We start from the raw sequence: 16,465 nt of genomic DNA, 5'->3' as shown, positions 1-16,465 counted from the left end.
CCCGGAAACGCTTAGTCGCCGGCGCGGCGCCCTCGTGTATGGACGACTCGTACGCCCCCGCGCGCGACGCCCTCGCGGGCGAGGGACTCGGCGCCGACGACGGAGAGGACGCCGACCCCGCGGTGCTCGCCGCGCGACTCGACGAGGACGATCCGCTCGCGTCGTTCGCGGACCGCTACCGGGTCCCTGACGGTGTTCTCTATATGGACGGGAACTCGCTCGGCCCCGCGAGCGACGCCGCCCTCGCGAGCCTCGACCGCGTGGTCGACGAGTGGCGCGAGCTGCTCATCTCCGGGTGGACCGACGCCGACCCGCCGTGGTTCGATGTCGGCGAACGACTCGGCGACGCGCTCGCGCCGCTGGTGGGCGCGGAGCCGAGCGAGGTGGTCGTCGGCAACTCGATCACGGTGAACATCCACACCCTGATCGGCACGTTCCTCGACGAGCTGCTGGCCGGGAACGGGCCCGAACGCGAGGACGTCGCGGCCGCGGACGGAGAGTGGGCGCCGGACGGCGACCCGGACGCCGACCCCGCGGTCCTCGTCAACGAGCTCGACTTCCCCTCCGACCACTACGCGCTCCGGGCGCAGCTCCGGCAGCGGGGGATCGACCCGGACGAGAAGCTCCGGGTCGTTCCGAGCCGCGACGGGCGGACGATCGATCCCCGGGACATCGAGGCGGCGCTGGCGGCGCACGACGACGTGGGGATCGTGTTCATGCCGACCGTGCTGTACCGCTCGGGCCAGCTGTTCGACGTCGAGCGGATCGCGACGGCGGCCCACGAGGCGGGCGCGTACGCCGGCTTCGACGCCGCCCACTCCGCGGGCGCCGTCCCCCACGCGTTCGGCGACGCCGGCGTCGACTTTGCGGTGTGGTGTACGTACAAGTACCTCAACGCCGGACCGGGGTCGATCGGCGCGCTGTTCGTCGCCGAGCGCCACCACGGGCTCGACCCCGCGCTGGCCGGGTGGTGGGGCCACGAGAAGGCGACGCAGTTCGAGATGAACATGACCTTCACCGCGGCCGACTCCGCCGGCGCGTGGCAGATCGGCACGCCGCCGCTGCTTTCGGCCGCGCCGCTTGAAGGGTCGGTCGAACTCCTGCGCGAGGCCGGGATCGACCGCCTGCGGGCGAAGTCGCTCGCGCTCACCGACTTCCTCATCGCCCTCGTCGACGACCGGCTCCCGGGGGTCTCGGTGGGAACGCCCCGCGAACACGCCGCGCGCGGCGGTCACGTCGCCCTCGAACACCCCGAGGCCGAGCGGCTGAGCGAGGCGCTCAACGACCGGGGCGCGGTCGTCGACTTCCGACCGCCGAACGTGGTGCGGGTCTGCCCCGCGGCCTCCTACACCTCCTTTGCCGACGTGCTGGAGGTCGTCGACGAGATCGAGGCGATCCTCGACTCGGGGGCCCACGAGGCGTACGCGACGGGCGAGGGCGGCGTAACGTAGCGGGCGCGGCGCCGTGAGGGGCCGCGAGCGGGGTCGACGGGCGGTCTGTTCCCCGCGTTGACATCCGCAGTATTATTACTCTCAGTAACGTAAAGAGAAAAGAGCGAGATCATGGGAAGAGGTTCATCTACGAACGGTGCCGATCGGTTCGGATCGGACGGCGATGAGGTGACGAGCGTTTACGAGGCGATGTTTCAGGAGGCTGACGACGCGATCTTTCTCGTTGACGTGGCGCGGACGGACGGCGAGTACGAGTTCACGTTCAGGCAGAACAACACCGCACACCAGCGACAGACCGGGCTGACCGAGGACGCGATGTTCGGGAAGACGCCGCGGGAACTCCTCGGAGAGCAACAGGGGGCCGCGGTCGAGGCGAACTATCGGCTCTGCGTCGAGCGGGGGACGACGATCGAGTACGAGGAGCGGCTCGAGTTCCCGGGCGGGGCGACCGACTGGCAGACGAAGCTTACCCCGGTCGTCGACGACGGAACGGTGACGCAGATCGTCGGCGTCGCCCGCGACGTCACGCAACAGAAGGAGCGGGAGCGGGAACACCGGCGCACGCACCGGCGGTTCCAGACCGTCTTGGAGACGATGTCCGCGGCGGTGTTCCTGAAGGACACCGAGGGGCGGTACCTGCTGATGAACCAGGCGTGCCGCAACGTGTTCGACGTCGACGAGGACCCCGTCGGGATGACCGACGAGGAACTCTTCCCGGAGGCCGTCGCGGCGCAGGCCCGCGCTGACGACCGCCGGGTCGTTGAAGACGGCGAACGGATCGAAGTCGAGGAGACGGTGCCGACGCCCGCCGGAGAGAGCGTTCGGCTGACGCGGAAGTCCCCCGTGTACGACGAGGAGGGGGAGATACGCGGTGTGTGCGGCGTGTCGACCGACATCACCGAACAACGGGAGCGAGAGCGAGCGCTCCAACAGATCAAAGACCGCCTCGAACTCGCGGTCGAGGGCGCACAGATCGGCGTCTGGGACTGGGACATGGCCACCGACGAGGTCGAGTTCAACGACCGGTGGGCCCGGATGTTGGGCCACGCGCCCGACGAGATCGAACCGCACCTCGACGCGTGGGAGCGGCGCGTTCACCCCGACGACCTCGGGCCCGTCGAAGACGCCCTGTCGAGCCACATGGCCGGCGAGACGGAGCTCTACGACACGGAACACCGGATGCGCACCGCGGCGGGGGACTGGAAGTGGATCCGGGACGTCGGGAAGGTCGTCGAGCGCGACGACGACGGGAAGCCGGTCCGCGCGGTCGGGGTCCACCTCGACATCGACGACCAGAAGCGCCGGGAGGCGGAACTGGAACGCACGCGATCGGTCATCGAGCGCACCCAAGAGAGCGCGTCGATCGGCTGGTGGGAGGCCGATCTGGTCGAGGACTCGCTCACGTGGAGCGACGAGGTGTACCGGATCCACGAGGTTCCGCCCGACGACACGATCCGCCTAGAGGACGGGCTCAGCTTCTACCACCCGGACGACCGCGACGCCATCGAGGCGGCGTTCGACCGCCTGACCGAGGCGGGCGAGTCGTACGACCTCGAACTCCGCATCGTGACGGAGTCCGATCGGACCAAGTGGGTGCGGGCGATCGGCGATCCGCAGTACGACGACGCGGGAAACGTCGTCGGGGCGCTGGGGCTGTTCCAGGACGTCACGGAGCGGAAGGAGTACGAGCGGGCCATCGAGGCGACGCGCGAGGAGCTCCGGCGGATCATCGACCTCGTGCCCGATCTGGTGTTCGTGAAGAACCGGGAGGGCGAGTACCTGCTGGCCAACGAGGCGACCGCGGCGGCGTACGGGAAGACGCCGGAGGAGGTAGAGGGCAAGTCCGAGGCGGAGATCATCCCCAGCGCCGAGGACTCCGAGGCGTTCAGACAGGACGACCTCGCCGTGATCGAGTCGGGCGAGCCGAGGACGATAGACGAGGAGACGCTGACCACGGCGGACGGGGAGACGCGCATCCTCCAGACGACGAAGATACCCTACGAGGTTGCCGAGACGGGCGAAGACGCCGTCCTTGGATACGCCCGCGACGTGACCGAGCTCAAGCAGTACGAGCGGACGCTCGAAGAGCAGCGGGACAACCTCACGCTGCTCAACCAGGTCGTCCGCCACGACATCAGAAACCAGCTGATGGTGGTCGAGTCGTACACCGGACTCCTCGAGGACGCGCTCGTCGACGACCAGAGCCGGACCTACGCGCGGACGGTCATCGAGGCGGCGAAGCAGGCGGCGGACATCACGGAGACCGCCAGGGACGTCACCGACGTGCTGCTACAGGCCGGCTCCGACCTGACGCCGATGAACCTCCGAGCCGAGCTCAACGGACAGATCGAACAGGTCCGGTCGGAGCAGGACCGGGCGACGGTCACGGTGAGCGAGTCGATCCCGGACGTGACGGTGGCGGCGGACGACCTGCTGGAGGCGGTGTTCCGGAACCTGCTGACGAACGCGGTCGTCCACAACGACAAGGAGAGGGCCGAGATCACGGTCTCGACGCGCGTCGCGGACGACTCGGTGCGCGTGTCGATCGCGGACAACGGCCCCGGGATCGACGACGACCACAAGGAGGACATCTTCCAGGAGGGCGCGAAGGGGCTCGAGAGCGGCGGGACGGGGATCGGTCTGTACCTCGTCGAGACGCTCGTCGACAAGTACGGCGGCGACGTGTGGGTCGAGGACAACGAGCCGACAGGGAGCGTGTTCGCCGTCGAACTGCCCCTCGCGAACTGATCGGCGCGCGCGAGGCGGGCGCCGTGCGTCGCCGTCCCGCGCGTCACCATCCAGCGCGTCGCCGTCGCCGCGCGTCTCCATTCAGCGCGTCGCCGTCGCCGCGCGTCGCCGCCGCCTCACGTCGACCGTGCGCGTCGCGCGGGGCGACGGGCTTAATCGCCCGAGCGCCCAAGGTCCGACGATCAGACAATGGCGGAATCGTCGGGCATGGACGCGTTCGCGCACCTCGGGAGCGATATCCGCGAGGCGCTCTCCGACCGGGGCTTTTCCACGCCGACGGAGCCCCAGCGCGAGGCGATCCCGCCGCTCGCCGACGGGCGGAACGCCCTCGTCCTCGCGCCGACGGGGACCGGGAAGACGGAGACGGCGATGCTCCCCGTCTTCGACGCGATCGTCGCGGCCCGCGACGCGCCCGGCGACCCGCCGCGGGAGGGTATCTCCGCGCTGTACATCACCCCGCTGCGCGCGCTCAACCGCGACATGATGGACCGGCTTGAGTGGTGGGGCGACCGCCTCGGCGTCGAGGTCGCGGTGCGCCACGGCGACACCACGCAGTACGAGCGGTCGAAGCAGGCCGACGACCCGCCCGACGTGCTCATCACGACCCCGGAGAGCCTCCAGGCGATCCTCACCGGCTCGAAGATGCGGGTCGCCCTGGAGGACGTGGCGCACGTCGTCATCGACGAGGTCCACGAGCTCGCCGCGGCGAAGCGGGGCGCCCAGCTCACGGTCGGCCTCGAGCGCCTCCGCCGCGTCGCGGGGCCGTTCCAGCGCGTCGGCCTCTCCGCGACGGTCGGTGACCCCGAGGAGGTCGGGCGCTTCCTCGTCGGCACCGGCAAGCGCGACCCCGACCGCCCCGGCGACCGCGCGTTCGAGACGGTCGAGGTCGCGGCCGGGACTCGGACCGACGTGCGCGTCCTCGATCCGGCGATCACGGACCGCGATACCACGCTCGCCGGCGAGCTCGCGGTCGACGAGACGACCGCGAGCCACGTCCGGACGATCCGCGAGATCGTCGCCGAGAACGAGTCGACGCTGATCTTCGTCAACACGCGCCAGACCGCGGAGGCGCTCGGCTCGCGGTTCAAGACGCTCGCCGAGAACGAGCGGGAGGCCGCCGAACGCGACGGGCGGGACGACGCCGCCGACCCCACGGAGATCGAGCTCCACCACGGATCGCTCTCGAAGGAGGTCCGGGTCGACGTGGAAGACCGGTTCAAGTCGGGCGATCTGGACGGGCTCGTCTGCACCTCCTCGATGGAGCTCGGGATCGACGTGGGGCGCGTCGACCACGTGGTCCAGTACGGGAGCCCCCGCGAGGTGGCCCGGCTGCTCCAGCGCGTCGGCCGCGCGGGCCACCGCCGCGACCTCGTCTCGGAGGGGACCGTCGTGACGCAGGGAGACGACGACACGCTCGAAGCGATGGCCATCGCGCGGCGCGCCGGCGAGGAGCTCGTCGAGCCCGCGAACATCCACCACGGGAGCCTCGACACGGTCGCCAACCAGATCGTCGGGCTCGTGATGGACGAGGGCGAGGTCCACGCCCGGGAGGCGTACCAGACGATCACGAACGCCTACCCGTTCGCCGACCTCTCGGAGCCCGAGTTCCAGGAGGTCGTCCGAGAGCTCGACGGGAACCGCCTGCTGTGGCTCGACGAGGAGACGGACACTCTCGAAAAGTCGGGCGGCACCTGGCAGTACTTCTACGCGAACCTCTCGATGATCCCCGACGAGTCCACCTACGAGGTGTACGACATGTCCTCGCGGCGGGGTATTGGCACCCTCGACGAGCAGTTCGTCGTCAACTTCGCCGGGCCGGGCGAGACGTTCGTCCAGCGCGGCGAGATGTGGCGGATCACCGAGGTCGACGAGGAGGAGGAGCGCGTGAACGTCACGCCGATCCCCGACCCGACCGGCGAGGTCCCCTCGTGGGTGGGCCAGGAGATCCCCGTCCCGAAGCCAGTCGCCGAGGAGGTCGGCCGGATCCGAGGCGAGGCCGCGGCCGCCCTAGCGGCCGGCTCCACGCCGACGGCGGTCGCCGCCGACCTCGCCGAGCGCTACCCGACCGACGAGGAGACGGTCGCGGCCGCGCTGAAGGCGGTCGTCGACCACGTCGACGCCGGCCACCCCGTCCCGACCGACGAGCGGATCGTGATCGAGGGGAGCGCCCGCACCGTCGCGGTCAACGCCGCCTTCGGCCACGAGGTCAACGAGACGCTCGCGCGGTTGCTCGCTGCGCTCGTCGGCCAGCGCGCCGGCTCGTCCGTCGGGATGGACGTCGACCCGTACCGGATCGAGTTCGAGGTGCCGAACGGCGTCAGTCCCGGAACCTTCCGCGAGGTGCTGGAGACGACGGACCCCGACCGGCTGGAGACGTACCTCGAACTCGCCGTGAAGAAGTCGGACGCGCTGAAGTTCACGCTCGCGCAGGTCGCGGCGAAGTTCGGCGCCGTCAAGCGGTACAAGGAGGGGCGCGGCCGATTCGGCGGCGACCGCCTGCTCGCGGCCCTCGAAGACACTCCCGTCTACGACGAGGCGCTCCGTGAGGTGTTCCACGCCGACCTCGCGGTGCCGGAGACCGCGGACCTGCTCGCGGCGCTCCAGCCGGACGACGGGGGACGGGACGGCCCGCTCGACCTCACTATCGCCCGCGAGCGCACCCCGCTCGGCACCGCGGGTCGCTCCGCCGGCACGGAGTTCCTCGTCCCCGACAACGCCGACGCCGACGTGATCGAGACGGTCAAAGAGCGCATCCGGGACGACCGAGTGATCCTCTTTTGTCTCCACTGTACGGACTGGAAGCACACGACGAAGGTCCGGCGCGTCCGCGACCAGCCCGAGTGCCCCGAGTGCGGGTCCACCCGGGTCGCGGCACTCAACCCGTGGGACGACGAGACGGTCGCCGCGGTGCGCGCGGCCAAGAAGGACGACGAGCAGGAGCGCCGCACCGAGCGGGCGCACCGCGCCGCGAGCCTCGTCCAGACGCACGGGAAGCGGGCGGTGATAGCCCTCGCGGCGCGCGGTGTCGGGCCCCACAACGCCGCGCGGATCATCAATAAGCTCCGCGAGGATGAGGACGAGTTCTACCGCGACGTGCTCCGCCAGGAGCGCGAGTACGCGCGCACGCAGTCGTTCTGGGACTGACCAACGGCGGCCCGGACCGCGCCGAACCGCTCCCCCGTCCGGACTCCCGTTTTTAAGTTGCGGACGACCGAACCGACCGTATGGACCTCTCCGCCGCCGTCACGGCAACGACTGCGACCCTCCGTCGACGCCCCGCCGACGTCCTCCCCTTTTACCTCCTCGGCACCGCGGTGCCGGCGATCGCTCGGCTCGGCCCGTTCGCGGCGCTCGCGGGGATCTACCTCCACCTCGAACTGAACGGCCGCCTCGCCGCGGCCCGCGACTCGCTCGCCGGGGTCGAGCCGCCGCCGGAGACGCAGGACCCCGAGGCGCTTCAGGCGTGGGCCGAGGGGTTGGGCCCCGCGTTCGAACCGCTGCTCACGCCGACCGTCGTGGTCCTCTTCGCCGGGGGCGTCCTCCTCGCGGTCGCCCTCTCGGTCCTCGCGTACGCCGTCGTCTCGGCCGGCCAGCTCTCGGCGGTCGCCGCGAGCCTCCGCGACGACCGCGGGCTCGTCGCCGGGATCGCGGGCGCCCGATCCCGGTGGCTCACGTTCCTCGGGCTGTACGTCGCCGAACTCATCCTGTGGATCGGCGTGGTCGCGCTCGGATTGATCGCGGTCGGCGCGGCGTTCCTCGCGAACCCGTTCCTCGGGGCGGCGGTGGCGATCGGCGCCCTGCTCGCCGGCTTCGTTGCCCTCGCGCTCGTTCGGATCCTCTTCGCGTTCGCGCCCGCGGCCGTCGTCGTCGACGACGCCGGCGTCGTCGCCGGGGTCGAGGGCGCCGGCGGCTTCGTTCGCTCGAACCCCGTCGACGCCGCCGCGTACCTCGTGGTCGCGATCGGCGCGCTGGTCGTCGTCGCGTCGGTCGCCTCCGGGATCGCGTTCGTCGGCGGGGGCCCCGTCGTCGCGCTCGCCAGCGCCGTCGTCGTCGCGCCCGCGCTCGACCTGCTGAAGACGGTCCTCTACGGCGACTACCGCGGGACGGTCGACCCCCTCTCGCCGACGGAGGCGGGCCTCCGGGCCCAGCTCGGCGGCGGCCTCCGACGCGGGTGGCGGGAGCTGCGCGGGTTCGTCCGGTCGACGCCGGGCTCCCACGCGCTCGCGCTCGGAGTGGCCGTCGGGTTCGGCGCGCTCGGGTGGGTCGCCGCCGCGCCGTTCGCGGAGATGGCCCCGACCTCGATCGAGGGTCGGATCGCCGGACAGATCCCGCCCGTAGCGGCGCTGACGTACTTCGGGAACAACTGGGGGGTCGCGATCGCGACCGCCTTCTCGGGCGTCGGGCTTGCCCTCCCCGCGCTCTCGTCGCTCGCGTTCAACGGCCTCGCGCTCGGCGCCACCGCGGCCTTGGAGGAGAACCTCTCCGCGCTCGTCGCGTTCGTGGTCCCGCACGGGATCTTCGAGATCCCCGCGCTCGTCGTCTCCGGCGCGCTCGGCGTCCGCCTCGGCGCGGTCTCGTGGCGGACGTTTCGCGGCCGCGCGAGCCGCGAGCGGTTCGCCGACGCCTTGGAGACAGCGTTCTGGGTGACCGTCGGGATCGGGATTCTGATCACCGTCGCCGCCGTTATCGAGGGGTTCGTCAGTCCGTACTACTGGCGGCCGTTCCTCTAGCTCGCGACCGAGCGGCGACCCGTCTGCGGGCGTCCGGCCGGAGAGGCGCCGGCCCGCCCGCAGCCTTATTACCGCGCGGGCGAAGCGTCGGTATGCGACCGCTCGTCGCCGTCATCCTCGTCGGCGTCCCGCTCATGTGGCTCGTCGGCTTCGCCGCCTACGCGTACGTCGACGCGCCCAAGTACGGAATGGACCCGCGCAAGTGGGCGCTCATCTCGTTCGTCGTCCCGCTGTTCGGCTTCTTCGCGTACGTCTTCGAGCGGGGTGAGCGCGACTACGACCCGGACACCGACCCGTACGCCGGCGGGAGCGACGAGCGGACCGGCGGCTTCGCCGTCCACGAGTCGCGGCAGGGCGAAGAGCGGCTCGGCCCGGCGGGGACGGAGGCGGACGACGGTGACGACGCGGACGACGAGTGGAACGACCCGGACGGCGTCGACCTCTGACGGGACGATCGGGACAGGCCCCGGTCAGTACCGAGACGGCGGTGAGTGAGACGGTACGTAATCACCGATGAGGCTGGGGAGGTGTGCGATGCTGTGTAGTGCCGTACTGGGCGGGGCGGGAGTCAAAAGGGCAGCCGCGGGGCTTTAGCGGGTTTCGCTGCCGATGTACTCGCCACGATTTAGTTACGGTCGGCGTCACCGTTCGACAGAAGCGACCAATCGTACCAGTACTAAATCGCGTCGCGGAGCGCCGTTCGCCGACGGTCGAGGTCGAACGCGGCGTCAGGTGCGTCGAGCCGGTCGAAGAACGCGAACGCGTCGGCGCCGGCGCGCTCGGCGTGGCCGATCAGCGCCTCGATCGCCGCACGGTTGAGCGCGAACGACTCCAGCTTGCCACAGCAGAGCGCCAGCGCGACGCCCGCCTCGCCGGAGGGGAAGGCAGGATCGATAACCGACAGGTCCGGGTCGACGGGCGCGTCGCCCGCGACCCCCGCCTCCGCGGCCGGGACGACCCGCAGGCACCGAGTACAGATCGCGACCGCGTCGGCCGGCGCGTACTCGCGGATCGGGGGCGGCACGGCGAACCCGACGGCGTCGGCGTCGCAGTGAGGACAGGGCACGACCGGAGATAGGCGGCGCTCGAAACTTAAACGCGGCCGTCTTCGGTGCGGCGAGAGCGGCGAGGGAAAACGGACAGAGCGATCGACAGAAAGAACGGCCGACGCGCGGTGGACGGTCAGTCGGCGGGCTCGGGTTCCTCGGTCTCCGCGGCCGCGACCTCTGCGGCCTCGGCCTCCTCAGCGGCCTCCTCTTCCTCCTTCTTCGCTTTGATCTTCTTCATGCGGAATATCTCCTCGCGCTCCTGCTCTTCGAGCTTCTGCTCGATGTACTCCTGATTCTCGTAGAGGCTCGGGAGCAGGGTGAACTCCAGGGCGTTCACGCGGCGCTTCGTGGTCTCGATCTCCGTGAGCATCTTCTTCATCGCCGTCTCCACCTCGGCGGCGAGGATGATCGACTCGAGCAGCTCCTCGTAGGCGTCGGCCGCCTCGTCGATCCGCGCCGAGGAGCCGAGGAGCCCGTACCCGCGCTCGTCGAGGCTCTTCTGTACCTTCGAGGACTCGATCTGCGGGACCACGACGCCCATGATGTTCTTCGACTGGGTCGTGATCTCCGGGTGCTCTTTCAGCGCCGCGGCCGCGCCGCGGACCGCCACGTCGCCCTCCATCGCCCGGGCCATGTCGATCTTCCGCTGGGCCGTCTCGTAGTTCTCGGAGACCTCCGACCGGACGTCCTGCGCCTGGTCGAGGATGTCCATGAACTCCATGATGAGCCCGTCGCGCTTCTGTTCGAGCGTGTCGTGACCGCGCTCGGAGAGCTCGATGCGGTCCTCGATCGCCATCAGGTTCTTGCGCGTCGGTTTGACGTCCTTGGCCATCTTGAGGGTAGGTTCCGCTCCGAGGCGGTTAATTCTTTTCAGACGCGCCGGATCGGCCGGGCAGCCGCCGCGGATCGGCCCCCGAGCGCGGTCACCGCGGCGCGGTCGCTGGCGAGGGGTATCGACCGCGGGTAAAAGGTGAGTCGAGGCGGATCAGTCGGCCGCTTCGACGACCTTGCGCTCGGAGTCGTCCTCGCGGTAGTGCTCCTCGATGAACTCCTCGTCGATCCGGTTGAGGGCGTCCTTCGGCAGCATCGAGAGGAGGTCCCAGCCGATCGAGAGCGTCTCGTCGATGTCGCGGTTCGTCTCGAAGCCCTGGTCGATGAACTCGGACTCGAACGCGTCCGCGAAGTCGAGGTACTTGTTGTCGAGCTCCGACAGCGCCTCGCGACCGACGATGTTCACGAGGTCGCGGAGGTCCTCACCTTCCGCGTACGCCGCGAACATCTGGTCTTTCACGTCGGCGTGGTCGGCGCGGGTGAGCCCCTCGCCGATCCCGTCGTCCATCAGCCGCGACAGGCTGGGGAGGACGTTGATCGGCGGCTGGAGGCCCTGGCTGTTGAGGTCGGGGTCGACGTAGATCTGCCCCTCCGTGATGTACCCGGTCAGGTCCGGGATCGGGTGAGTGTCGTCGTCGCCCGGCATCGTGAGGATCGGGATCTGCGTGACCGAGCCCTCGCGGCCCTTGATCCGGCCCGCGCGCTCGTACAGCTGCGCCAGGTCGGTGTACATGTACCCGGGGTACCCGCGGCGGCCGGGCACCTCCTCGCGGGCCGCCCCGATCTCGCGGAGCGCCTCGCAGTAGTTGGTCATGTCCGTCAGGATGACGAGGACGTGGTAGTCCTTCTCGAAGGCGAGGTACTCGGCCGTGGTGAGCACCATGCGCGGGGTGACCGTCCGCTCGACGGCGGGGTCGTCCGCGAGGTTCATGAAGACGACGGAGCGCTCCAGCGCACCGGTGCGCTCGAAGTCCTCCATGAACTCGTTCGCCTCCTCCTGGGTGATCCCCATCGCGCCGAAGATGACGGCGAACTCGGAGCCCTCCTCGTCGTCGCCGCCTTCCTCCTCCTCCGGCACGCTAGCCTGCCGGGCGATCTGCATCGCCAGCTCGCTGTGCGGCTGGCCGGAGCTGGAGAAGATCGGGAGCTTCTGCCCGCGGACGAGCGTGTTCATCCCGTCGATGGCGGAGACGCCCGTCTCGATGAACTCCTCGGGGTACTCCCGGGAGTACGGGTTGATCGCCGCGCCGACGATGTCCTGTCGCTCCTCGGGGACGATCTCCGGGCCGTCGTCGATCGGGCGGCCGGAGCCGTCGAGCACCCGCCCGAGGAGGTCCTCGGTGACGGGCATCTTCATCGTCTCGCCAAGGAAGCGGACGGACGCGTCTCTGTCGATACCGCTCGTCCCCTCGAAGACCTGGATCGCGACCACGTCCTCCGAGGATTCGAGCACCTGTCCGCGCAGCGTCTCGCCCTGTGCCGTCTCGATCTCGACGATCTCGTCGTAGCCGATCGCCTCGTCGACCTCGGCGTACACGAGGGGGCCGCTGATCTCGGTGATGGTTTGATACTCTTTCATGGTCAGTAGAGGCTCCGGAGCTCCTCGGTGATCTCCGACTTGAGATCCTCGACGTACTCCTCGTAGTCCTCTTGGACGCCGATACGGTTAATCCGCGGGGCCGACTCGATGTCGATGATCTCCTCGACCGGGACGCCGGCGTCGAGCGCGTCGAACGCCTCGTCGTTGAACGTCTGGATCGTCGTCAGCATCAGGTACGTCTTCTCCGGCGGACAGAACGTGTCGACCGGGTGGAACGCGTTCTGCTGGAGGTACGCCTCGCGCAGGTAGCGCGCGACCTCCAGCGTCAGCTGCTGGTCGTCGGGCAGGGCGTCCTTCCCGACGAGCTGGACGATCTCCTGAAGCTCCGTCTCTTCGTCGAGCACGTCGACCGCCCACTGGCGGCGCTCCGCCCAGTCGTCGGCGACCTCGTCCTCGAACCAAGGGTCGAGCTGGTCTTTGTACAGCGAGTAGGACTCGTTCCAGTTGATCGACGGGAAGTGGCGCCGCTCCGCCAAGTCCGCGTCGAGCGCCCAGAACGTCTTCACGATCCGCAGCGTGTTCTGGGTGACCGGCTCGGAGAAGTCGCCGCCGGGCGGCGACACCGCGCCGATCGCCGAGACGGAGCCCTCCGTCCCGTTGATGTTCTCGAAGTAGCCGGCGCGCTCGTAGAACTGCGCGAGCCGGGCGGCGAGGTACGCGGGGTACCCCTCCTCGCCGGGCATCTCCTCCAGCCGGGAGGAGATCTCGCGCATCGCTTCCGCCCACCGCGAGGTGGAGTCGGCCATCAGCGCCACGTCGTACCCCATGTCGCGGTAGTACTCGGCGATCGTGATCCCGGTGTAGATACAGGACTCACGCGCCGCGACCGGCATGTTCGAGGTGTTCGCGATGAGCGAGGTGCGGGCCATCAGCGGGTTGCCGTTGGCCGGGTCCTCGAGCTCGGGGAAGTCCTCGATGACCTCGGTCATCTCGTTGCCGCGCTCGCCGCAGCCGACGTAGACGATGATGTCCGCGTCGGCGTACTTCGCGAGCTGGTGCTGCGTGACCGTCTTCCCGGAGCCGAACGGGCCGGGGATCGCGGCCGTCCCGCCCTTCGCGATGGGGAAGAGTCCGTCGAGGATGCGCTGGCCGGACACCAGCGGCGTCCGGGGCGTCTTCTTGTCGTTGGCGGGGCGCGCCTCGCGCACCGGCCACTCCTGGTGCATCGAGACCTCCTCGCCGTTGTCGAGCTCGACGACCGTCTCGGTGACGTCGAAGGATCCGGACTCGGCGGCGACGACCTCGCCGCCCTCGTAGTCCGGCGGCACCATGACCTTGTGGTCGATGGTGACCGTCTCCTCGACGACGCCGACGATGTCGCCGGGCTCGACGACGTCGCCCGCCTCGACCTCGGGCTCGAACTCCCACTCCTCCTCGAGGTCGATGCCGGGCGCGTCGACCCCGCGGTCGAGGTACGGACTGCCCATCTTGCCCTCCAGCACGTCCAGGGGGCGCTGAACGCCGTCGTAGATGGCGTCCAGCATCCCCGGGCCGAGGTCGACCGACAGCGGCTCGCCCGTGTTCTCGACGGGTTCGCCGGGGCCGACGCCGGAGGTCTCCTCGTACACCTGAACCGTCGTGAGGTCGCCCTCGATCTCGATCACTTCCCCCATGAGCCCTTCGTCGCCGACGTAGACGACGTCGTTCATGCGGGCGTTGAGATCGCGGGCGGTCACGACCGGACCGCTCACGCTCTGGATGACGCCGCTGTCTTCGACGGCGTCGGTTGTGTCTGCTTTGCTCATATTAGTCGTCTTCCTCCATCAGGTCGATGCCGATGGCGCGTTTGATCTGGTCGCGCAGCCCGCCGCTCCCGGCGCCGGAGCCGCCGAGCGTCACGAGGACCGGTTCGATGCTGCCCTCGACCGCCTCGCGGGTCCCCCGCGAGAGGTGGTCGAGGTCGTCGTCGTGCATCACGATGATGCCGACGCCCTCGTCGTCGAGCGTCCGCTCGACGGCGTCGTCGAGCTTCTCGTCCTTCTCGTCGTCCGGCACGTTCTCGAACGCCCGAACGCCGGCGAGGCGGAATCCGGTCGTGAACTCCGGGCTGCCGACGACCGCTATCTCCTGGCTCATGTTATCACCAGCTCCGATTCGATCTCGTCGGCCGAGAGGCCGGCCTCCTTGCCGCGGGCGATCGCCCGGATGTTCTCCGTCTCGCGCTCCTTCGCGAGGATGTACGAGATGACCGGGGTGACCGACACCGGGTGGATCGTGCCGAGCCGGTCGCCGTACGCCAGCAGCGCGCCGTCGATCGCGTGTTCGAACGCGATGAGGCTGTCCGCCTCCTCGAGCTCGCGCAGCGCGGGCCCGAGCTCCTCGCCGTACTGGCTGTCGCCGATGTACTCGACCAGTTCGTCGAGGTTCTGCGCCAGCCGCGCGAGCGACGAGCGGGTGAACAGGTCGCCCCCCTCGATGAAGTACGCGGCGGGGTCGATGTCGGCGCCAGAGCGGGCGAGACGGAGCGCGTTCGTCGCGTTCCGGAAGTCGACCTCCGCCACCAGGAACGACTCGTACTGCCGGGTCGGCTCGTCGCCGCCGAGCCCGGAGAGGAGCCGCTCGTAGAACGCGCGGTCGACCGCGTTCTCTAAGGGCACCAGCACGTCCGTCTCCTCGAACTCGGCGTACGCCTCCCGCAGCGGCTCCCCGTAGATCGTGTCTTCGAGGACCTCGATCACGCCGTCGATCGAGTCCGCCTCAAGCAGGCGACGGATCCGGCGGTCGTCGAACTCGCCGGCGCGGATCAGGTCGACCTCGACGGCCGACTGCTCCGCGTCGGTGTAGACGCCGCGGATGACCGTCTTCACGTTCCAGGCGTCGAACTTCCGGAGGTACCGGGCGATCAGGTCGTACAGCGACCCCTCGCTCCAGTCGAGGATGGCGTCGAACTGCTCGGCGAGGTTCCGGTTCAGCGCGTACTCGATCAGGTCCACGCCGCCGTGGCGGCTGCCGAGCGCGTTGATCTCCTCGCCGTAGCTCGACTCCTCCATGAACCGGGCGATCTCGGCCGGGCCCATCCGGGTGAGCTTGCGGTACTCCTCGTCCCCGTAGAGGCTGCCGCGGCGGGCACGAACCCGCGCGACGACGTACTCGGGGTTCGGGCTGCCGGCGGCGCTCATTGGTCGAACAGCCGCTCCGAGATGTTCTTCAACTCGTCGTCCCAGACTGCCTCCAGGACCGAGTCGAACGTGTTGTTCACGCGAACGCGGGAGGTGTCGCTCTCCGCGACGACGCCGCCGAGGCAGTCGACCTCGCCGTCGACCTCGGCGTTGCGGTCCGAGACGAGGTCTTCGAGCAGGTCGACGTCCTCGGCGCGGGTGTAGACGGCGACGGCCTCGTCGTCGTCGAACTCCGCGAGGCTCGCGTCGAGTAAGGCCTCGGTGAGCTCGCGGCGATCGTCGCCGTCGAGGGCGGCGATGGCCGCTTCGACGTCGTCGTGGACGTCCTCCAAGACGTCACGTCGAGCGCCGAGCCGCTCCTGTTTGGCCTCGAGCTTCGCCGAGGAGAGCGTCTGTTCGCGCTCTTGGTCGATCTGGTCTTCGACCTCGGCGAGTCGCTCCTCGCGGATGCGCTCCGCGTCGGCCTCCGCCTCGGCGACGATCTCGTCGGCCTCCGCCTCGGCCTGTTCGCGGATCTCCTCCGCACGCGCGCGGGCCTCATCTTCGACGTCCTCAACGACGGTTTCCAAACTCATTGGTGTGGAAGGAAGTACCGCTTAGACGATGAAGACGACGACGAGTGCGAGGATGACGATCGTCTCGGGAAGGACGGTCAGGATGAGCCCGTTGACGAAGAGGTCGTCGTCCTCGGCCATCGCCCCGACGGCGGCCGACCCGATACCGCGCTCCGCGTAGCCCGCGCCCAGCGCCGCGAGCCCGACGGCCAGCGCCGCCGCGGCGTTGGGGTCAGTCAGCGTTCCACCAGTCGACAGTACGAGGTTCCCGAGTTCGTTGGTAGCTTCAAGCATTGGTAGTAGTTGCGGTTGCTCGTCTCCGAACGGTTGCTATTTGCCCCCAGAGGAGTCATAAAGCTTCCCAAAACGACCGGACAGAAGAC

13 protein-coding genes are annotated in these 16,465 nt (G+C 69.6%); 5 read left to right on the top strand and 8 right to left on the bottom strand.

What is annotated here, in order from left to right; all coding sequences use genetic code 11:
* Positions 1-38 precede the first annotated feature (38 nt).
* From kynU to EO776_RS01230, 5 genes are all read left to right on the top strand, one after another.
* Complete coding sequence (kynU, locus tag EO776_RS01250) at positions 39-1,451, top strand: kynureninase (RefSeq protein ID WP_099288755.1); 1,413 nt, start codon at positions 39-41, stop codon at positions 1,449-1,451.
* Between the two features lie 111 nt (positions 1,452-1,562).
* Positions 1,563-4,199, top strand: coding sequence for a PAS domain-containing protein (locus EO776_RS01245; protein ID WP_099288754.1), 2,637 nt, complete (start codon positions 1,563-1,565; stop codon positions 4,197-4,199).
* Positions 4,200-4,388: 189 nt separating this feature from the next.
* Positions 4,389-7,343, top strand: a complete 2,955-nt coding sequence (locus EO776_RS01240) for a DEAD/DEAH box helicase (protein WP_186279038.1) — start codon at positions 4,389-4,391, stop codon at positions 7,341-7,343.
* An 80-nt stretch (positions 7,344-7,423) separates the two neighbouring features.
* Positions 7,424-8,929 (top strand): stage II sporulation protein M, encoded by a 1,506-nt coding sequence (locus EO776_RS01235; RefSeq protein WP_099288753.1) that lies wholly within the window; start codon positions 7,424-7,426, stop codon positions 8,927-8,929.
* Positions 8,930-9,021: 92 nt separating this feature from the next.
* Entirely contained in the window at positions 9,022-9,375 is a 354-nt protein-coding gene (locus EO776_RS01230; RefSeq protein WP_049931797.1) for a hypothetical protein, read from the top strand.
* Positions 9,376-9,605: 230 nt separating this feature from the next.
* On the opposite strand, the gene EO776_RS01225 is transcribed toward EO776_RS01230, so the two are convergent.
* The 8 genes from EO776_RS01225 to EO776_RS01190 all read right to left on the bottom strand — a co-directional run bounded on the left by EO776_RS01225 (position 9,606) and on the right by EO776_RS01190 (position 16,376).
* Entirely contained in the window at positions 9,606-9,995 is a 390-nt protein-coding gene (locus EO776_RS01225; protein WP_094495448.1) for a DUF6276 family protein, read from the bottom strand.
* A 116-nt stretch (positions 9,996-10,111) separates the two neighbouring features.
* On the bottom strand, positions 10,112-10,810 hold the full coding sequence (locus EO776_RS01220; protein ID WP_094520634.1) for a V-type ATP synthase subunit D: 699 nt from the start codon (positions 10,808-10,810) through the stop codon (positions 10,112-10,114).
* 153 nt (positions 10,811-10,963) lie between these two features.
* Positions 10,964-12,388 (bottom strand): V-type ATP synthase subunit B, encoded by a 1,425-nt coding sequence (locus tag EO776_RS01215; RefSeq protein WP_049931791.1) that lies wholly within the window; start codon positions 12,386-12,388, stop codon positions 10,964-10,966.
* A 2-nt stretch (positions 12,389-12,390) separates the two neighbouring features.
* Entirely contained in the window at positions 12,391-14,154 is a 1,764-nt protein-coding gene (locus EO776_RS01210; RefSeq protein ID WP_049931790.1) for an ATP synthase subunit A, read from the bottom strand.
* Between the two features lies 1 nt (position 14,155).
* Complete coding sequence (locus EO776_RS01205; protein ID WP_006629423.1) at positions 14,156-14,485, bottom strand: V-type ATP synthase subunit F; 330 nt, start codon at positions 14,483-14,485, stop codon at positions 14,156-14,158.
* Positions 14,482-15,528 (bottom strand): V-type ATP synthase subunit C, encoded by a 1,047-nt coding sequence (locus EO776_RS01200; protein WP_049931788.1) that lies wholly within the window; start codon positions 15,526-15,528, stop codon positions 14,482-14,484. The genes EO776_RS01205 and EO776_RS01200 overlap by 4 nt, the downstream gene beginning before the upstream one ends.
* The gene (locus tag EO776_RS01195; protein WP_129452289.1) at positions 15,525-16,103 is read right to left on the bottom strand and encodes a V-type ATP synthase subunit E; all 579 of its coding nucleotides are present in this window, start codon (positions 16,101-16,103) and stop codon (positions 15,525-15,527) included. Before EO776_RS01195 ends, EO776_RS01200 begins: the two co-directional genes overlap by 4 nt.
* Before the next feature lie 21 nt (positions 16,104-16,124).
* Positions 16,125-16,376, bottom strand: coding sequence for an ATP synthase subunit K (locus EO776_RS01190; RefSeq protein WP_049931785.1), 252 nt, complete (start codon positions 16,374-16,376; stop codon positions 16,125-16,127).
* Positions 16,377-16,465: the final 89 nt, after the last annotated feature.

The sequence above is a fragment of the Halorubrum ezzemoulense genome (assembly GCF_004126515.1).
Taxonomy (GTDB): Archaea; Halobacteriota; Halobacteria; order Halobacteriales; family Haloferacaceae; genus Halorubrum; species Halorubrum ezzemoulense.
This window is presented reverse-complemented; position numbering and strand designations above follow the sequence as displayed.